Below are 17,211 nucleotides of genomic sequence, written 5' to 3'. Positions count from 1 at the left end.
GATTCGACATTGTCATGAACACGGGCCGCTTCTAATGTGATGTAGGTAATGGTCAAGCGAAGGATGTGACATGCAAATAGTCACTCTTCCGGCACCCTGCGGGAACGCCTCGTGCGACGTGGACTGCGACAGCAAGACACGTTCCGCCTCGCTTGACCCGCCCGTTCGCAACTGCCGATCGGGCGCCGTTCGATCCGCCTCGCGGTGAACCGAAAGAACGCTCATGACTTCCATCGAGATACTGCCACTGATCGCATTGGTGGCGATGTTCGTGATCGCCACCTTCTTCCCCATCAACATCGGCATATTGGGGTTCATCGGCGCGTTCGTCGTGGGGGCGTTCCTCCTCGGCTACGACGACAAGGAGATCCTCGCCGAGTTCCCCAGTTCGATCGTGCTGACGATCATCGGCGTCACCTACTTCTTCGGCATGGCGAAGAAGAACGGGACCATCGACCTCCTCGTCAACACCTGCATACGCAGCGTCCGCGGACGAGTGACGATCGTTCCCTGGGTGTTCTTCTTCTGCGCCTCGGTACTCACGGCCTTGGGCACGTTCAGCCCGGCGGCCGTCGCCTTGATCACGCCGGCGGCGATGTCGTTCGCCGCTCGCACCCGGATGAGCCCGCTGGTGATGGGCATCATGACCATCAACGGCGCACACGCCGGAGCATTCTCGCCGATCTCGGTCTCGGGCGTCCTCGTCCGTGACATCGTCGAATCGAGTGGGTTGACGATCGCCCCGTGGACCCTGTTCTTCGCCAGCTACGGCATCAACCTGCTGCTCTCGGTCCTGACCGTGATCGGCTACGCCGTGCTCGCCCGGATGCGGAACCTCGAATTCACCGCTACCGGCTCGAGTGACGAGTTCGACTCCGACGGCGGGGGGAGTCCTCACCGCACTCCCGTCGAGGGACCCGGCGCGGCCCCGTCCGGCAGCTCGGCCGGGGGAACCGGCACCCAGGTACTCATCCGGACCCCGCGCACCGAGATCGTCACCGAACCCGCACGACAGCCGGTCACCGCCGTGCAGAAGCTCACCCTCGTCCTGATCGCCGCGGTGCTGGTGCTGGTGCTGGTGCTGCACATGCCGATCAGCTTCGTCGCCATCGCCGCCGGTGCGATCCTCGCGTTCACCGACCTGTCCAAGCAGAGTGAGGCCATCGCCGGTATCAGCTGGTCCACGGTGCTGCTCGTGGCGGGCATGGTCACCTATGTCTCCCTCATGGAGGAGATCGGCACGCTCGACCATCTCGCCGAAATGGCGATCACCATCGGGGCCCCCCTGCTGGTCGCCGTCGTCCTCTGCTATGTCATCGGCGTCACCTCGGCGTTCGCGTCGTCGACCGCACTGCTCACCGCTGTCATCCCGCTCGCGCTTCCGCTGCTGCAGACCGGAGCACTCCCGGTCGTCGGCGTCGTGGCGGCCCTCGCCATCTCGGCCACCGTGGTCGACGTATCCCCGTTCTCGACCAACGGCGCGCTCGTCCTCGCCAACGCCCAGAACATCGAACGCCCCCGGTTCTACCGCCAGCTGCTGCTGAACGCGGGCATCGTGGTCGCGATCGCGCCGATGCTGTGCTGGCTGCTGCTGGTGGCCATCCCGGCCCTGGCCTGACGCGTCGACGCCACCCCCTGAGGGTTTAGCTCGAGTTAACCCTCATCGAGAAATCCGCCATTGTTCTCCACCCTGATCTCGGTCAGGGTGGGTAGTGGGACACCGCTGGCACCTACGCTCCCTATCCGATCGGAGCCTCCAGCGGTGCCTCACACACTCTTCCAACCCGAAAGGTGGGCCGACCGTGTTCACACTCCGTGGAACCTGGATGCGGGGAGGCACCAGCAAGTGCTGGCTGTTCAACGCCGTGGACGTCGATCCCCTCATCCCCCAGGCAGGGGGGCTGGACGCCATCTTGACCTCCGCGTTCGGCTCCGGCGACCCGCGCCAGCTCGATGGTGTCGGGGGCGGCAGCTCGACCACGTCGAAGGCGGCGATCGTGCGCCGCTCCAGCGAGTCCGGCATCGACGTCGACTACCTGTTCGCCCAGGTCGCGATCGGTGACCGGCAGGTCGAATGGGGCAGCAACTGCGGGAACTGCGCCACCGCGATCGGACTGTATGCGCTGCAATCCGGCTTCGTTCCGGTCGACTCCGCGGTGACGACCGTGCGAATGCGCAACCAGAACACGGGCGCAATCCTCACTGCCGAGATCGCGACCCCGGGCGGAATGATCCCCACCGAGGGCGACGCGGCCGTGCCAGGCACCAGCGCGCTGGGCGTCCCGGTTGGCCTCACCTTCGCCGGTCTCGCTGCCGATACAGCCACACTGCTGCCCACCGGCTCAGCCGCCGAACAGATTTCGATCGAGAACCACACGTACCGCGCCACGATGGTCGCCGCTGGCGCTCCGGCGGCGTTGTTCGACGCCGCCGACCTCGGCCTGACCGGCGCAGAAGACAATCGGACCATCGCCGAACACCTGCCGCTGCTTCTCCGGCTGCGACGGGAATCATCGTTGCGGATGGGACTGAGCAAACCGGGAGACCCGATCACACACGCGATCCCCAAGGTCGGCGTCGTCGGCCCGCCGGTGGACTACCGCACCAGCGCGGGCGTCGACATCGACGAAGACGACTACGACATCTCCGTCCGGATGCTGTCGATGCTTGCCCCGCACCCCGCAATCGGACTGACGTCCGCTGTCGCCGTCGCCGCGGCGTCCACCGTGACCGGTGGCGTCGTCACCCACAACACACGGGTCCGGTGGCCCGGATCGCTACGGATAGGGACGCCCGCCGGGGTCCTCGACGTCGACCTCACCACCTCGCCCGACGGTATCCTCGAATCGGTCACCTTGCACCGGGCGGCCCGACGCATCGCAGTGGCGGAACTCTTCGTCACCGGCCCGGCGCCCGCACTGGTCGGGTTGGCACGGTGAAGGTCCGAATGCCCGAGAACGCCACGATCGCACCCCGGACAATCGACGCGCGGATCGCCCGCTCCTGGCTGCTGGTCAACGGCGGCCGGATCGACTTGTTCGACCAGGCCGAACGTTCATGCGCCGATCAGATCGTCCTCGACATCGAGGACGCAGTCGATTCGCAACGGAAGTCCTCAGCACGCGAGGACGTTGCCGTCTGGCTCGAACACTCCTCGGCCTGGGTCCGGATCAACGACCGGTCCTCGAAGTACTGGAGCGACGACGTCGATCGACTCGCCGGCCTTCCCGGACTGGCGGGCGTAATGCTCGCGAAAACTGAAGCGGCAGAACATATCACCGAAACCTTCGACCGACTCGGCGGAGGCACCCCAGTCCTTGCCCTGGTCGAATCCGCCCTCGGCATCGAGCAGGCCGGCGCTATCGCCCGCGCCCGCGGCGTGTTCCGGCTCGCCTTCGGCAGCGGTGACTATCGCCGGGACACCGGCACGAGCGCCGACGACCTCGCCATGGCGTACCCTCGCTCCCGACTGGTGGTCGCCAGCCGGGTCGGCCGGCTGCCCGGACCGATCGACGGCCCGACCGTCGGCAACGGCCACACCGTGTTGCGCGAACAGTCCGCAGTGACCGTCTCCCTCGGCCTTACCGGGAAACTGTGCCTGGGCACCGATCAGCTGCAGGTGATCAACGAGGCCATCAGCCCTACACCGTCGGATGTCACCTGGGCGCGGCAGTTCCTGGCCGATTTCGAAGCCCGCGGCCGCATCATCCGCGACGGCAGCGACCTACCCCGCCTCGGGCGGGCCGAGCAGATCACTCGCCTCGCCGACGCGTTCGGCATCTGCCGGAACTGACAGGCATCCTTCCGGGGAGGGTTGGGCCCCTATCCGGCCTCGAATCCCTCCTGCAGTAGGCGGGCGGCGGCAGTGCACACCGCGATTCCTTCCTGCGCGGCCGGGCTCAGCCGCCGCTCGGTCAGATGCGCGACCAGGATGCGCCGCTGCGGCGGGCGGGTCGCGAGGGGAATCGACCGGACGTCGGGCCGGAGGTTGAGCACGGCCAGGCGCGGCGCGATGGCCACACCGAGCTCGACGGCCACCATCGCCTGTACTTCACCGTAGTCGTGCGCGAACACGCTCGTCCGAGGCATGAAACCACCTTGTTGACAGAGCTTTTCGAGTGTCTGGGCAACCGGGTGATCGTCGGCGCGCACCACCCACGACTCGTCGCGCAGTTCGGTGATCCGGATCGAGTCGCGGTCGGCCAGACGGTGCCGTTCCGACACCAGCAACACGGTCGGATCGTTCATCAGGTGGTGGTAGGTCAACGTGGGGTCGTCGATCCGGTTCCATTCGTAGTCCCACAGCAACGACAATTCGGTCTCCCGCCGGCGCAGGGCGTCGACCAGTTGCGCGAACCGGCCGCTGAGCACCTTCAGATCGACGCCCGGGTGCCGCGTCTTGAACTCCTTGACCACCAGCGGCAGCAGTGACGATCCGGCCGTGGGAAAGGTGCCGATCGCCAGCACACCGGCCCGCAGCCCCTTGATCTCCGCGAGTTCGGCCTCGGCGGCCTCCAGCTCGACCAGGATACGTTCGGTGTGCCGAACCACCGAGCTTCCGGCCTCGGTCAGCACGATGCCTCGCGCGTGCCGTTCCAGAAGCGGCTGCCCCGCCTCCTTCTCCAGCTTCGCGATCTGTTGGGACACAGCCGAAGTGGTATACCCGAGCGCGGACGCCGCCGCGGTGATCGACCCGTGCGCGGCGACCGTGCGCAGTGTGAACATCCTGGCAGTATCCAGCACGCGCCACCCCTGACTTTAGACAAAGTTAACTGCTGTCGATATGCCCGTGATTGTAGTTGAACCCGGGGGATGTCAATCTGAGGTGGCGGCAACGGCGCCACGGACTTTTCGGTCGCGCCATGACCCTGCCGGCATCACCCGTCGGTCCGCGCTCGTGCACCCCGGCCGCTGTCGAGCGCCGCACCTGTATCGACCTTCCCCACCATCCGAGGACAGCTTATGACTGCACACCCGAGCGACAGTTACTCGACCCACGACCACCCTGGCACGAGCACAGCCGACAGCCCTCCTCCGACACGTGGCCCGTTGCACGGCCTCCGCGTCCTCGACATCAGTACCGTCTACGCCGCACCGATCACCGCCATGCTCCTCGGTGATTTCGGCGCGGACGTAATCAAGATCGAGCACCCCTCGGGCGATCCCGCCCGCTCACACGGAGCCCGGAAGGACGGCCACGGACTGTGGTGGAAGGTCATCGCCCGTAACAAGAAGTGCATCACTCTCGATCTCAGCACCGACGAAGGCCAGCAGATACTCCGCGACCTCGTGATCGATGCCGACGTGCTGGTGGAGAACTTCCGCCCCGGCGTACTCGAGAAGTGGGGGCTGGGTCCGGACCGACTCCATGCCGTCAATCCGGGACTGGTCCTGCTCCGCGTCACCGGGTTCGGCCAATCCGGACCCTACGCCGAGCGCCGCGCATTCGGCACCCTGGCCGAGGCGATGAGTGGCTTTGCCCACCAAACCGGGACGGAGGACGGTCCACCGACGCTGCCGCCCTTCGGACTCGCCGACGGCGTTGCCGGACTTGCCGGCGCATTCGGCGTGGTGACCGCACTCCTCCACCGCAACGGCTCGGCCGGCCGCGGACAGGTCATCGACATGTCACTACTCGAACCACTCCTGGGAATTCTCGGCCCCGGGCCCACCGCCTACGACCAACTCGGCACCATCGCCGGCCGCAACGGCAACCGCTCCCCCAATAACGCCCCACGCAACACCTACCTCACCAAGGACGGCCGGTGGGTTGCCGTCTCCGCGAGCGCCACCTCTGTCGCCGCGCGGGTCATGCGCCTGGTCGGCCGACCTGACATCGTCGAGCAATCCTGGTTCGACTCGGCCGGCGAACGCAGCCGCAACGGCGAACTGCTCGACGACGCGGTTGCGAAGTGGATCGCAGACAGACCCCTGCGCGAGGTCACGGCCGAGTTCGAACGGGTCGGCGCCGCGCTCGCACCCATCTACGACGTCGCGCAACTCATGAGTGATCCGCAGGTCCTCGCCCGTGACTGCATCACGACCGTCGACGACGAAGACCTCGGCCCGATCAAGATGCAGAACGTCATGCTTCGCATGCTCGGGACTCCGGGCGCGATCAAGTTCCCCGGCCGCCGCCTCGGGCAGGACAACCAGGAGTTCTACCGGGACACCCTCGGCATCGACCAGGAACGAATGACCGAACTCACCGAGAAGGGCGTCCTTTGATGAACCGCAGCTACCTCTTCGCGCCCGGCCACAACCTGAATCTGCTCGGAAAGGTGTTCCACGCCGGCGCCGACGCCGTCATCCTCGATCTCGAGGACGCGGTGCCGCCCTCCGAGAAGCGAACCGCCAGGGCAAACGTCGCATCCGTCGTCACCACCAGGACCGCATGGGTGCGAATCAACGCCCCCGGAACCGGACTCGCCGCCGCTGATCTGCATGCCGTCGCTGCCTCGGCACACGGCATCCGCATCCCCAAGGTCGAATCACTCGACGACGTTCACTGGGTCGCAGCCCGGGCCCCGGAGAAGCCCCTGATCTGCGCCATCGAAACCGCGAAAGGGGTCGCCAATGCCTTCGATATCGCCGATCACCCGGCGGTGACGCATCTCGCACTCGGTGGTATCGACCTGCAGAAAGACCTCGGCACGGGAGAGGGGGACATACCGATGCAGTACGTGCGATCCCACCTCGTCGTCGCCGCGCGCGCCGCCGGCATCGCCCCACCGATCGACAGCGTCTACCCCCACCTCGACGACAATGACGGACTCATCCAGCAGGCCGCCCACAGTCGCAGCCTCGGCCTGTTCGGCAAGTCCGCAATTCACCCCGCCCAGCTGACGGCCATCCATGCCACCTTCACTTCGGGACAGGACGACATCGACTGGGCCCGCGAAGTGGTCGACGCATTCGAGAAGGCCGGCGGAGCGGCGGTCCGGCTACCCGGAGGTGAATTCGTGGATCTCCCCGTCGCAGAGCGGGCACAAAAGATCTTGGACGCCGCGCGAACGTGATGCCGTCATGCTCCGCACCGTCTACACCATGTAGTGCACGAACGCGTGCCACCTGCCATGAGCAGATGCTTCGGCCGACGCATCACCTCCCGATACGCCGGCTGGTGGCTACCGAGAGTAGACCTAGGACAGCAAGATGGCGATGAGCACGGTTCCGCGGCTGCCGGAGTGCAAGTACCGGTTCGGCAACTCCCACAGCCTGCGAACGTTGGCAACCTCGTCGAGCACCGCGAGCAGGGATAGCGGGAGCCGCTTCGACACCGTGGTGACTCCGTACTGGGGGGCTCCCGCGATGAGGAGCAGCCACCAGAACGCGTCGAACTTCCCGACCGTCTCGCGCACGAATTCTGGGCCTCGCTGTCCAAGGTGACGCCGGGGGATTCTTCGGTTACTGCGTCGCCGTCGCAATCGGTACCGGCGCGCTGCTGTTCGCGATCTGACCCGCCACCGTGGTTTACCCACGGAGGTTTGATGCGCCCCGCACATCTGTGCATCCGCTTTGGGCTCGACGCCGCGCATCGGCCCTGGCTTCGACGGCCTGGCACTGACGATCCTTGTCGTCGTCGGCATCTGCGGACTGATCGCACCGATTCTCGCCGTGGTAGGCGACCGGGGAGCGCCGACCTTCGACAAGCACTCCGCCTGGATGCTCGCCTCCGGCCTGACCGCACACACTCTCGCAGAAGCAGGCCTGACACTGGCGCTGTGAGACACCGACCCCGCCGACGAGAACCGAATCGTCCCGACCGAATCGCACGCGAGTTCGGTCGGGGCGCAGGCGTCTCAACCCCCATTCTCGAAAGAGAATCCCGCGTGACCTGCAATCGAATGCGTTACAGTTCCCGGGCCAACTGATACCGGGGGGATTCATGGCAGAGAGACTTCGTTTAGAACCGCGGACGATCGAGGAGATCGTCGCCATCTGCGACACCATGCTGACGACACTTCGCAACGCAGCACGCCATGCAAGCGACCTGACCGATGCACCAAGTTTCGGGGGCTTCAAGTCGGCCGAAGACCTCCGCGCCGGCTTCGTTCGCAAAGCCCGCGGCACACCCGAATCGCTCTACGAACGACTGGAACAATTCGAGGCGGTGCTCAGCGGCATGCGAGAAGCGTTCGCCGCAGGCGGTGAGGGGTTTCTCGCGGCCGAAAACAACTGGACCGCCCGTCTGCACGCCCTGAACCAGGACGAGCTGTGACCGCGGGCCGTACCGGTGCCGCAATCACAGGGACACTTATTGTGCTTGCATCGCTCTCAGCGTGCACTGCCTCGTCCCCCAACTCGGAATCCACAGACGAGGCCCCGAGTACCCCAACAGCAACGACACGAGTACCGCGCCTGGTGGACGAGTCCGACCGACCTCTCGTCGCCTTCGACCCGTGCCTCGACATCCCCGACGACGTTCTTGCCGCGGCAGGCTACGACCCGAACTCCGAAGACAACACGGATTTCGCGGCGACGCACTACACGATGCTCGGCTGTTCCTACGACGGCGTCTTGAAGTTTCCCGGCGTTGCCGCCTACGCCCTGACGGTGAGATCGGCCAACTTCGACTGGGCAATCGAACTCCAGAAGACCGCCGACAACGGCGACGACGTCATTCCATCTGAGATCGCGGGCCGACGCGCACTGCTGAAGACCAACCTGTCCCTCCCCGAACGTTGCGGCATGAGCGTCGAGACGTCCTACGGCGTGCTCATTCTCGCTCAGGTTCTTTTCGGCAAGGGCGGCACTCGCGTACCCGAAGCGCAATGGTGCACCGGACTTGAAGACACGGCCGAGCGCATCGTCGCCGTCCTCGACGACTTCGAGTCGCACACCCGCTGACTCGGTACTCGTCTGGATTCGCCCCCGGAGGCCGACCTCGAACCCGCCCGAGTTCGGCGGACCACGCCCGCGACGCTGTCGCTCCCATATGTCAGCATGGTCGAACCCGATCCCGGAGGGAGCGTCGTGTCCACCGCCGACCTGCACCGCCTGCGACAGCAGCACCCGGCGTGGGCGTTTGCTACGGCCGGACAACGCGGCCGCAGTGCTGGTACTGCTCGAGCAGAAGCGGATTCCGTGGCCGTACGTCGTCGAACGGCTTACACGGATGTCGGAGGCACAACCCTGACCAACGCTCGGCCGAACGGCGACCGGACGGCGGCCAGACGGCGACCGAATGTCACAGTCATGCGATCCAATCGACCCGCTGTGACATTCGGTCCGCGGGTCGTCACGCAACGATCACGTCCGCAGCATCGAATCGACACAAAGCCGACAACGCGCCGCCTCCCCGGCTACAGGTTCTCCCCTGCAGTCTTCAGTTGCACCTTCAGTCGCATCGGCCACTAGAATCAAACTTCTCGTTCCCGGGATCTTTCACGGGAAATCCCTTCACAGGAAAGGAGCACTCCGACGCATACGCCGGCCCCCCACACCGTTCATCTCGTCTCCCTGCCCCACAGCGTCGGGGAGGCTCCCCCGCTCGCGTCCGAGCGGCCCCGGCTGCACGGCCACCCGGACATCGTGTGGTTCCGGGATCGCTATGCGATCCCCATCTCGACGACCACGCCGCACGAGGCGATGCTCGAGGATCTGTACTTCGTGCGCCGGGTCCTCGACGACGCCGGCATCGACTATCTGCTGGTCCGCGGCGACGGCGCCCGCCCGGTGCTGGCGGTGGACTGGGCCGACCGCAAGGAACTGCGCGCCGCGCTGGTCGCCGCGTGCACCGACGAACCGTTCTACTCCAAGACGGTCGGCGCCAAGCGGCGCCGACCGGTGCTCGTCGCCGACGGCCGGCTTTCCCCTAGTTCCAAGGACCGGGCGTTCCGCCTGTTCCGGCCGCGAGTCGAGCTGACCAGCGGACTGCGGTACGGGGCGTCGAACGGGGTGCAGATCGAGCTGTGGTCGCACACCGACGACGAAATCCTCCTGCCGAAGGAGAACGCTCTGACCCGGCGCAGCGTGCCGCGGGAGGAGATCACCCGCACCACCGTGGAGCGCTACGGGCAGACGTGGCCGACGATCGAGGGGATGTTCGCGACCCATCCGTCGGACGTCCCGTTCGAGATCGACCTGGTGTTCTCGTGGGTGGACGGCTCGTCGAAGGAGTGGCAGGCCGAACGCGCCAAGCGCATGCAGAACTACGTGGTGGGCGAGGGCGACGACTCCCCCGCGCGCTTCCGGCAGATCAACGAGCTGAAGTACGCGCTGCGCTCCGTGCACATGTATGCGCCGTGGATCCGGCGGATCTTCGTCGCGACCGACTCGGAGCGACCGGACTGGCTGGCCGACGACGGCCGGGTCACGTTCGTGCGCAGCGAGGAGTTCTTCGCCGACCCGTCGGTGCTGCCCACCCACAATTCGCAGGCCGTCGAGTGCCAGCTGCATCACATCCCGGGTCTGTCCGAGCACTTCCTGTACTCGAACGACGACATGTTCTTCGGCCGCGCGGTGGATCCGCAGATGTTCTTCTCCGCCGGCGGGGTCACGAAGTTCATCGAGGCGGACACCCGGATCGGGTTGGGCCGGAACCACAAGAAGCGCAGCGGTTTCGAGAACGCGGCACGCGTGAATCGCCGGCTGCTCGAGGACCGGTTCGGGGTGACAATCACCCGGCACCTCGAACACACGCCGGTGCCCCTGCGCAAGAGCATCATGGTGGAGATGGAGCGGGAGTTCGCGGAGGAGTTCGCCGCGACGGCGGCGAGCACGTTCCGGGCCGCGGAGAACATCTCGGTGACGAACTCGTTCTACCACTACTACGCGCTGATGACCGGCCGGGCGGTGCAGCAGACGACGGCCCGCATGCGGTACGTCGACACGACGATGGTTTCGGGTCTGCGCGAGCTGGACACGCTGCTGGCGACGCGGAAGATGGACTTCTTCTGCCTCAACGACGGCAGCGTGCCCGAGGTCGACCTCGAGCTGCGGACGGCCAAGGTCACGCAGTTCCTGGAGCGGTACTACCCGATCCCGGCGCCGTGGGAGACGGACTACCCGAGGCGGGCGTGACCTGCGCCCTCGGACGCACCGGGCCGCCCCGCTTATCCGCGGGGCGGCCCGGCCGGGTGAACGCGAACTCGGGGACGACGCCGGGCTGGCGTCGACGCTCACCGCCCGTTCGGTGACGAGGCGAGGGCGGGAAACACCCAGCTTCCGTCGAGGACCTCCGCACGCGGGCGATACAGGCGAACGAGATAGTTCCACCCCTCCGTGACGGGAAGGTAATTGGCGCGGTCCGCACCGTCGCCCCCACCGAAACGGACGGTGATCGAGCCGTCGGCGTTGGGAACGCCTGTGAGGTTGTTGATGCTGTAGGCGTGGTGCTCGTTCGGTTCGAAGAAGCCCTCGGCGTTGTAGACCGAGACGGACCAGAAGCCGTCGACGGGCACATCGCCGACGGTCAACTCGTACTCTCCGACCGGCAGTCCCGGATCGACACCGATGTACACGGCCTCCTCGGTCGGAAGGCCGCCCCAGCCGGCGGCGGTACCGATCAGGTGCCGGACCGGGTCGACGGTGTTCCGGGCACCGAACATCCGATCGAAGCCGGTCAGTCCTCGTGCCAGCGCCAGCAGCGCCTCCCGCGTCGCGTCGAGGCTCGCACGGTCGTAGTCGGGCGCCGCGAACGGCGTCGACGAGCCGACTTCGAGACGGAACCGGTCCTGGAGCGAGACCACGGTGCGGACGTCGTCCGGATCGGAGGGATCGACGAGAATCCGCACCGCGACGGCGACGTACGGTGTCGGGAACTCGTCGGCCGTGAACCTGTGCTCTCCCGGGTCGTGGAGGATCCGATCGACATGGTGGTCCTGGTCGACCACCATCACGGACATGTACCGCCGACCGCCGTCGGGGATGGTGAGCGTCGCTCCCTCCGAGGTGTCGACGATCGCGAGGCTGTACAGGGTGTCGCGGTTCATCCGGATCACCGTCTGCTGCTCGACCGAGGCGGGCTCCCGGTTGTGCCGGAGCACATTGATGCCCCCGGCGTCCCGCTGAAGGTCGAGAAACATCCGATCCGTCTCCGCGCGAACGAAGTTGTCCACATTCACCGGAATCGATGTCATGCGCGGCAGCCTAGACGACGAACACCCCACGCGCTGTCCGATTCGTCCGCCTCCGCGACGGACCGGGGTTCCCTGCCGGAACTGCCGGGCCGGCCGCCGGGCACGGTGCGGCCCCGTCTCATTCCGGCTCCGACATCCGCGCGCGGCGCGCGAGGGTGGCGGCGACGCCGGCCGCGGCCGCGCGCACCGACGTGGCGTGCCGCTCGGGATGGAAGCGGGCCACGGGACCGGTGACACTGAGGGCCGCGATCGGCCGGTCGTCGGGGTCGAGTACCGGCGCGGCGACGCAGGTGATGCCCATCGCGGATTCCTCGCGTTCGTACGCGACCCCCTCGTCGACGATGCGTTCGAGCTGTGCGCGCAGCAGTCCGGGCCCGGACAGCGTCTTCGGTGTGCGCCGTTCGAGTGGCCCGGCGAGCACCCTCTCGATGATCTCCGGATCGGAGTATGCGAGGAGGGCCTTTCCGATGGCCGTGCAGTGCAGCGGCATTCGGCCACCGAGACGGGACGGGGAGCGGGCCTGCCGGTGTCCCCCGATCTTGGAGATGTAGACCACTTCGGTGCCCTCGAGGATGCCGAGGTGCACCGTCTCGTGCGTCCGCTCGTACAGGTCCTCCATGAACGGGGTTGCGACCTCGATCAAGCTGCGTTCGGTGGACGCCCGCATTCCGAGTTCGAACAGTTGCCCGCTCAGCCGGTAGCCGGCCTGGGTGCGGTCGAGAAGGCGCACCTTGACGAGGTCGGAGACCAGCCGGTGCAGGGTGCCCTTGGGGATGCCGGTGCGCCGGCCGAGTTCCGCGAGGCTGAGCCCGTGGTCGTCGACGGTGAACGCATACAGCACGGTGACGACCTTGCCGAGCACGGTGTTCGGGTCGATCTGTACGTCGCTGGGAGTGTGCACCGCATTCACCCTTTCGTCCGGTGACCTGGCGATTCGGGTCACCCGCCACTGTACGTTCCACTGAGTCGAACACTTTCCTGGCCGGATGCCGGCTCGCCCGGCGACAGTGGGCAGACCAATTCCCTTCGACCTTCCGGGACCGCCATGACCCCCTCCCCAGGAACCGACCACATGCCGGCTCCGCCCTCCGGCGGCGCCGCGACGGACGATCCGGCTGTACACGCGGCCTTCGTCCGGATCGACCACGCGGTGCGCACCCACTCACCGTGCCCGCCGGTGCGTGACCTCATCGGCAGCTCCGATATCGAGCGCGCCTACGCGGTCCAGACGAAACTGAACGCGGCACGCACGGCCGCCGGCGCTCGTGTGGTCGGTCGCAAGATCGGGCTCACGTCACCGGCGGTCCAGCGGCAACTCGGCGTGGACCGGCCCGACTTCGGTGTCCTGTTCGACGACATGCAGTACACCGAGGACGAACCCGTGCCCTTCCACCGCCTGCTGCAACCGAAGGTCGAGGCGGAGATCGCCTTCGTGCTCGGGCAGGACCTCGCCGACGGCCCGCTCGACGACCGGCGTATCCGCGACAGCGTCGACTACGCCGTCGCCGCCCTCGAGATCGTCGACAGCCGGATCGCATTGTGGGACATCACCTTCGGGGACACGGTCGCCGACAATGCCTCGTCCGGGCTGTTCGTCCTCGGCACCCGGCGCCGCGGGCTCGACGAGTTCGAACCGGTCGACACCGAGATGGCGATGCGTGTCGACGGCGCGGCGGTGTCCACCGGGAACGGCGCGGCCTGCCTGGGCGACCCGCTGCGGGCCCTGGCGTGGCTCGCCGACACCGCCCGCCGGTTCGGTGAACCGCTCCGCGCCGGGCAGATCGTCCTGTCCGGGGCTCTCGGGCCGATGGCGCCCGTCCACCCCGGCTCCACCGTCACCGCGGACATCACCGGACTCGGTTCGGTGACCGCGACCTTCACCGAGGAGGACCACACATGAGCACCCGCAGAACACAGGTGGCCGTCATCGGCTCCGGCAACATCGGCACCGACCTGATGATCAAGGTGATCCGGAACTCGACCAATCTCGAGATGGGCGCCATGGTCGGCATCGACCCGGAGTCGGACGGCCTGGCCCGCGCCCGCCGGCTGGGTGTCCCCACCACCGCCGACGGCGTGGCGGGCCTGATCGGCCTGCCGAACTTCGACGAGATCGGCTTCGTGTTCGACGCGACGTCGGCACGGGCGCACCGGGCCAACGCCCGCGCGCTCGAACCCTACGGCAAGCGGCTGATCGACCTCACGCCCGCAGCGATCGGCCCCTTCGTCGTTCCGGCCGTCAACCTCGACGCACACCGGCACGCCCCGAACGTCAACATGGTCACCTGCGGTGGGCAGGCAACCATCCCCGTCGTGGCGGCGGTCTCGCGCGTCACGCCCGTCGCCTACGCCGAGATCGTCGCGTCCATCGCGTCGAAGTCCGCCGGACCCGGCACCCGCGCGAACATCGACGAGTTCACCGAGACGACGGCGCACGCGATCGAGTCCGTCGGCGGCGCGGCCCGGGGCAAGGCGGTGATCGTCCTGAACCCTGCCGAGCCGCCACTGATCATGCGGGACACCGTGTTCTGCCTGATCTCCGAGCCGAGCGCAGTCGTGCACGACGCCGTCCGGGAGTCGATCGAGCGGATGGTCGCCGACGTGGCCGCCTATGTGCCGGGCTACCGGCTCAAGCAGCACGTGCAGATCACCCCGGTTCCGCAGGGGCAACCGGTGCATACCCTGCTCGCCGACGGCGCCCCGACCACACCCACCCACCAGGTGTCGGTATTCCTCGAGGTCGAGGGTGCCGCCCACTACCTGCCCGCGTACGCGGGCAATCTCGACATCATGACCTCGGCTGCCCTGCGGTTCGCGGAGGCCGCCGCCGAGACGGACACCGCGCGCGCGGCAGAACTGGAGACCACCCGATGACGACCGAACTGTTCATCCAGGACGTCACGCTCCGGGACGGGATGCACGCCGTTCGGCACCGCATCACCCCGGACGACGTGGGCCGTATCGTGGCCGCGCTGGACGCGGCCGGTGTCGACGCCATCGAGGTCGCCCACGGCGACGGACTGGCCGGGGGCAGCCTCAACTACGGACCGGGCAGCCACACCGACTGGGAGTGGATCGAGGCCGCGGCCGCGAACGTGTCCCGGGCGCGTCTCACCACGCTGCTCCTGCCCGGGATCGGCACGATCCGCGAACTCGAGCACGCCTACCGGCTCGGGGTCCGCTCGGTGCGCGTGGCCACCCACTGCACCGAGGCGGACGTCTCGGCCCAGCACATCGCGACGGCCCGCGAGCTGGGCATGGACGTCTCCGGATTCCTCATGATGAGCCACATGGCACCGCCCGCCGAGCTGGCGCGACAGGCGAAGTTGATGGAGTCCTACGGCGCGCACTGCGTCTACGTCACCGACTCCGGCGGTCGTCTGACCATGGACGGGGTACGCGAACGGGTTCGGGCCTACCGGAGCGTGCTCGACCCGGGCACCGAGATCGGTATCCACGCCCACGAGAATCTGTCGTTGTCGGTGGCGAACTCCGTGGTCGCCGTCGAGGAAGGGGTCACTCGCGTCGACGCCTCCCTGGCCGGCCACGGCGCCGGGGCCGGCAACTGCCCGCTCGAGGCGTTCGTCGCCGTCGCCGACCTGCAGGGCTGGACCCACGGCAGCGACCTGTTCGCGCTGCAGGACGCGGCCGACGACCTGGTCCGGCCGCTTCAGGATCGGCCGGTCCGGGTGGACCGCGAGACCCTCACCCTCGGCTACGCCGGCGTGTACTCCTCGTTCCTCCGCCACGCGGAGGCAGCGTCGGAGCGTTACGGCATCGACGTGCGCACCCTCCTGCTCGAGGTCGGGCGGCGCGCGCTCGTCGGCGGGCAGGAGGACATGATCGTCGACATCGCCCTCGACCTGCTGGGGGAACGTGCCGGCAGCCCGGCGTGACCCGGAATCCGCATACACGCGGGGGCGGGTCTGTCGCGAACGACAGACCCGCCCCGGTCGCTGCGCCGTCAGACGGCGTCGGTCCTCTTGGGTGTTCCCCAGCTGCTGACGTCCACTACCGTTCCCGTCACGGTCGCGGAATCGTCACGGCACGCGAGATAGAGGTAGGCGCCCACGTAATCGTCGGGTTCCACCTCGATCTGCAGAGCTCCGTTGTCGCGCACCATCTGCCGGATCGGAATGGCCTCGGCCACCGAGTGATCGGCGAGCCCCATCGCGCCGGGCCCGCGCAGGTCGGTGGCCATGCCGCCGGGAGCAACCGCATTGACCCGAACCTCCGGGGCAAGTTCGTACGCCAGCTGGCGCACGAGTCCCACGCCGGCATGCTTGGACGAGACGTACAGCGGCCCACCCCCGCCCGGGAAAAAGGCCGCGTTGGACAGGGTGAAGATCATGCTGCCGCGGGAGGACTTCAGGTGCGGCGCTGCGGCCTTCGCACCGAGCAGATAGCCCTTCACGTTGACGGAGAACAATTCGTCGAACCCGGTACCCAGTTCTTCCGGCGACGCGTCGAGCAGCGAACGACCGAAGTCCCAGACTCCGGCGTTGCCGACGAAGGTGTCGAGAGCACCGAACTCGCGCACGGCGAGATCGGCTGCTTGCTTGTTGTCGGCGAACGAGGTGACGTCGCCCGTCAGGGTGCGCACGCTGGTCCCGAACGCCTCGCGCAGTGCGGTCAGCTTCTGCTCCGACCTGTCGAGCACGGTCACGCGACCGCCGTTCTCGACGAACCGTCTCACCAGGGCGTGGCCGAGCCCGGATCCGCCGCCGGTCACGAGAATCGACTTTCCGTCAAGCCGTCCCACTACGGGCTCCTTCCTTCAGTTCGTACGAGTCGGGAAGTCCGACGTGGATGTCGCCGCCCTCGATACGGACCGGGTGCGTGCCGACCGCGGTCGTCGCGGGCGGATTCAGGGGCCGGCCGGTTCGGAGGCAGAACTTCGCCATGTGGAGCGGGCATTCCACGACGCAGTTCTCGATCCATCCGTCGGCGAGGGAGTACGTCTCGTGCGTACACGTGTCGTCGACGCAGAAGTACTCCCCGTTCGACCTGAACACCGACACCGGCGGACGCGAGTCGAGCCGCACCGCGTCGTCGTCGTCGAGGTCGCCGACCGCGCAGACACGAACCCACCGCGTGTTCTCACTGGATGATTCAGCCGTCATCGTCG

Annotated in this window: 18 protein-coding genes; 12 read left to right on the top strand and 6 right to left on the bottom strand. The window is 67.4% G+C overall.

What is annotated here, in order from left to right:
- The first annotated feature begins 223 nt into the window (after positions 1-223).
- The 3 genes from KZJ41_RS10665 to KZJ41_RS10655 all read left to right on the top strand — a co-directional run bounded on the left by KZJ41_RS10665 (position 224) and on the right by KZJ41_RS10655 (position 3,793).
- Positions 224-1,618 (top strand): SLC13 family permease, encoded by a 1,395-nt coding sequence (locus KZJ41_RS10665; protein WP_043800107.1) that lies wholly within the window; start codon positions 224-226, stop codon positions 1,616-1,618.
- Between the two features lie 208 nt (positions 1,619-1,826).
- On the top strand, positions 1,827-2,939 hold the full coding sequence (locus KZJ41_RS10660) for a PrpF domain-containing protein (RefSeq protein WP_082120220.1): 1,113 nt from the start codon (positions 1,827-1,829) through the stop codon (positions 2,937-2,939).
- An 8-nt stretch (positions 2,940-2,947) separates the two neighbouring features.
- Positions 2,948-3,793, top strand: coding sequence for a CoA ester lyase (locus KZJ41_RS10655; RefSeq protein WP_102799662.1), 846 nt, complete (start codon positions 2,948-2,950; stop codon positions 3,791-3,793).
- 29 nt (positions 3,794-3,822) lie between these two features.
- Here KZJ41_RS10655 and KZJ41_RS10650 read toward each other — a convergent pair whose 3' ends face one another.
- Complete coding sequence (locus KZJ41_RS10650) at positions 3,823-4,743, bottom strand: LysR family transcriptional regulator (protein WP_029542709.1); 921 nt, start codon at positions 4,741-4,743, stop codon at positions 3,823-3,825.
- Between the two features lie 219 nt (positions 4,744-4,962).
- On the opposite strand from KZJ41_RS10650, the gene KZJ41_RS10645 reads away from it, so the two are divergent.
- Together KZJ41_RS10645 and KZJ41_RS10640 are read left to right on the top strand one after the other, a co-directional pair.
- Entirely contained in the window at positions 4,963-6,228 is a 1,266-nt protein-coding gene (locus tag KZJ41_RS10645; RefSeq protein ID WP_043800103.1) for a CaiB/BaiF CoA-transferase family protein, read from the top strand.
- The gene (locus KZJ41_RS10640) at positions 6,228-7,019 is read left to right on the top strand and encodes a CoA ester lyase (RefSeq protein WP_102799661.1); all 792 of its coding nucleotides are present in this window, start codon (positions 6,228-6,230) and stop codon (positions 7,017-7,019) included. Before KZJ41_RS10645 ends, KZJ41_RS10640 begins: the two co-directional genes overlap by 1 nt.
- Before the next feature lie 123 nt (positions 7,020-7,142).
- Here the strand turns inward: KZJ41_RS10640 and KZJ41_RS10635 are convergent, their stop codons facing one another.
- Positions 7,143-7,361 (bottom strand): hypothetical protein, encoded by a 219-nt coding sequence (locus KZJ41_RS10635; protein WP_102799660.1) that lies wholly within the window; start codon positions 7,359-7,361, stop codon positions 7,143-7,145.
- A gap of 157 nt (positions 7,362-7,518) precedes the next feature.
- Between KZJ41_RS10635 and KZJ41_RS10630 the strand changes: the two genes are divergently transcribed.
- The 4 genes from KZJ41_RS10630 to KZJ41_RS10615 all read left to right on the top strand — a co-directional run bounded on the left by KZJ41_RS10630 (position 7,519) and on the right by KZJ41_RS10615 (position 11,025).
- Positions 7,519-7,728 carry a hypothetical protein gene (locus KZJ41_RS10630; protein WP_102799659.1) on the top strand — a complete coding sequence of 70 codons (210 nt, stop codon included), beginning with the start codon at positions 7,519-7,521 and terminating at the stop codon, positions 7,726-7,728.
- 160 nt (positions 7,729-7,888) lie between these two features.
- Entirely contained in the window at positions 7,889-8,221 is a 333-nt protein-coding gene (locus KZJ41_RS10625) for a hypothetical protein (RefSeq protein ID WP_043800101.1), read from the top strand.
- A complete protein-coding gene (locus KZJ41_RS10620; RefSeq protein WP_102799658.1) occupies positions 8,218-8,850 on the top strand; it encodes a DUF3558 domain-containing protein in 633 nt (210 codons plus the stop codon). Before KZJ41_RS10625 ends, KZJ41_RS10620 begins: the two co-directional genes overlap by 4 nt.
- Positions 8,851-9,534: 684 nt before the next feature.
- Positions 9,535-11,025 carry a stealth family protein gene (locus KZJ41_RS10615; protein ID WP_102799657.1) on the top strand — a complete coding sequence of 497 codons (1,491 nt, stop codon included), beginning with the start codon at positions 9,535-9,537 and terminating at the stop codon, positions 11,023-11,025.
- A gap of 98 nt (positions 11,026-11,123) precedes the next feature.
- On the opposite strand, the gene KZJ41_RS10610 is transcribed toward KZJ41_RS10615, so the two are convergent.
- Positions 11,124-12,083 (bottom strand): DUF1214 domain-containing protein, encoded by a 960-nt coding sequence (locus KZJ41_RS10610; protein WP_102799656.1) that lies wholly within the window; start codon positions 12,081-12,083, stop codon positions 11,124-11,126.
- 118 nt (positions 12,084-12,201) lie between these two features.
- Complete coding sequence (locus tag KZJ41_RS10605; protein WP_170914062.1) at positions 12,202-12,993, bottom strand: IclR family transcriptional regulator; 792 nt, start codon at positions 12,991-12,993, stop codon at positions 12,202-12,204.
- 162 nt (positions 12,994-13,155) lie between these two features.
- Here KZJ41_RS10605 and KZJ41_RS10600 point away from each other — a divergent pair, with 162 nt between their 5' ends.
- Genes KZJ41_RS10600 through dmpG form a run of 3 tightly spaced genes read left to right on the top strand, consistent with a single transcriptional unit; the run spans position 13,156 to position 15,979 of the window.
- Positions 13,156-13,983 (top strand): 2-keto-4-pentenoate hydratase, encoded by an 828-nt coding sequence (locus tag KZJ41_RS10600; protein WP_029542682.1) that lies wholly within the window; start codon positions 13,156-13,158, stop codon positions 13,981-13,983.
- Positions 13,980-14,957, top strand: coding sequence for an acetaldehyde dehydrogenase (acetylating) (locus KZJ41_RS10595; RefSeq protein WP_102799655.1), 978 nt, complete (start codon positions 13,980-13,982; stop codon positions 14,955-14,957). Before KZJ41_RS10600 ends, KZJ41_RS10595 begins: the two co-directional genes overlap by 4 nt.
- Positions 14,954-15,979, top strand: a complete 1,026-nt coding sequence (gene dmpG / locus KZJ41_RS10590; protein ID WP_050034942.1) for a 4-hydroxy-2-oxovalerate aldolase — start codon at positions 14,954-14,956, stop codon at positions 15,977-15,979. Before KZJ41_RS10595 ends, dmpG begins: the two co-directional genes overlap by 4 nt.
- 68 nt (positions 15,980-16,047) lie before the next feature.
- Here dmpG and hcaB read toward each other — a convergent pair whose 3' ends face one another.
- The gene (gene hcaB, locus KZJ41_RS10585; protein ID WP_050034941.1) at positions 16,048-16,845 is read right to left on the bottom strand and encodes a 3-(cis-5,6-dihydroxycyclohexa-1,3-dien-1-yl)propanoate dehydrogenase; all 798 of its coding nucleotides are present in this window, start codon (positions 16,843-16,845) and stop codon (positions 16,048-16,050) included.
- Positions 16,832-17,206, bottom strand: coding sequence for a bifunctional 3-phenylpropionate/cinnamic acid dioxygenase ferredoxin subunit (locus KZJ41_RS10580; protein WP_006933065.1), 375 nt, complete (start codon positions 17,204-17,206; stop codon positions 16,832-16,834). The genes hcaB and KZJ41_RS10580 overlap by 14 nt, the downstream gene beginning before the upstream one ends.
- Positions 17,207-17,211 lie beyond the last annotated feature (5 nt).

This window comes from Rhodococcus sp. 11-3, assembly GCF_023704055.1.
In the GTDB taxonomy this organism is placed as follows: Bacteria; Actinomycetota; Actinomycetes; order Mycobacteriales; family Mycobacteriaceae; genus Rhodococcus; species Rhodococcus aetherivorans.
The sequence above is the reverse complement of the archived record's forward strand: the minus strand, read 5'-3'. Positions and strand labels throughout refer to the sequence as shown.

Bases quoted from the DNA above. Each gene is read 5' to 3' on its own strand.
- KZJ41_RS10665 (WP_043800107.1), top strand. From the start codon at position 224: ATGACTTCCATCGAGATACTGCCACTGATCGCATTGGTGGCGATGTTC.
- KZJ41_RS10660 (WP_082120220.1), top strand. From the start codon at position 1,827: ATGCGGGGAGGCACCAGCAAGTGCTGGCTGTTCAACGCCGTGGACGTC.
- KZJ41_RS10655 (WP_102799662.1), top strand. From the start codon at position 2,948: ATGCCCGAGAACGCCACGATCGCACCCCGGACAATCGACGCGCGGATC.
- KZJ41_RS10645 (WP_043800103.1), top strand. From the start codon at position 4,963: ATGACTGCACACCCGAGCGACAGTTACTCGACCCACGACCACCCTGGC.
- KZJ41_RS10640 (WP_102799661.1), top strand. From the start codon at position 6,228: ATGAACCGCAGCTACCTCTTCGCGCCCGGCCACAACCTGAATCTGCTC.
- KZJ41_RS10625 (WP_043800101.1), top strand. From the start codon at position 7,889: ATGGCAGAGAGACTTCGTTTAGAACCGCGGACGATCGAGGAGATCGTC.
- KZJ41_RS10610 (WP_102799656.1), bottom strand. From the start codon at position 12,083: ATGACATCGATTCCGGTGAATGTGGACAACTTCGTTCGCGCGGAGACG.
- KZJ41_RS10600 (WP_029542682.1), top strand. From the start codon at position 13,156: ATGCCGGCTCCGCCCTCCGGCGGCGCCGCGACGGACGATCCGGCTGTA.
- KZJ41_RS10595 (WP_102799655.1), top strand. From the start codon at position 13,980: ATGAGCACCCGCAGAACACAGGTGGCCGTCATCGGCTCCGGCAACATC.
- dmpG (WP_050034942.1), top strand. From the start codon at position 14,954: ATGACGACCGAACTGTTCATCCAGGACGTCACGCTCCGGGACGGGATG.
- KZJ41_RS10580 (WP_006933065.1), bottom strand. From the start codon at position 17,206: ATGACGGCTGAATCATCCAGTGAGAACACGCGGTGGGTTCGTGTCTGC.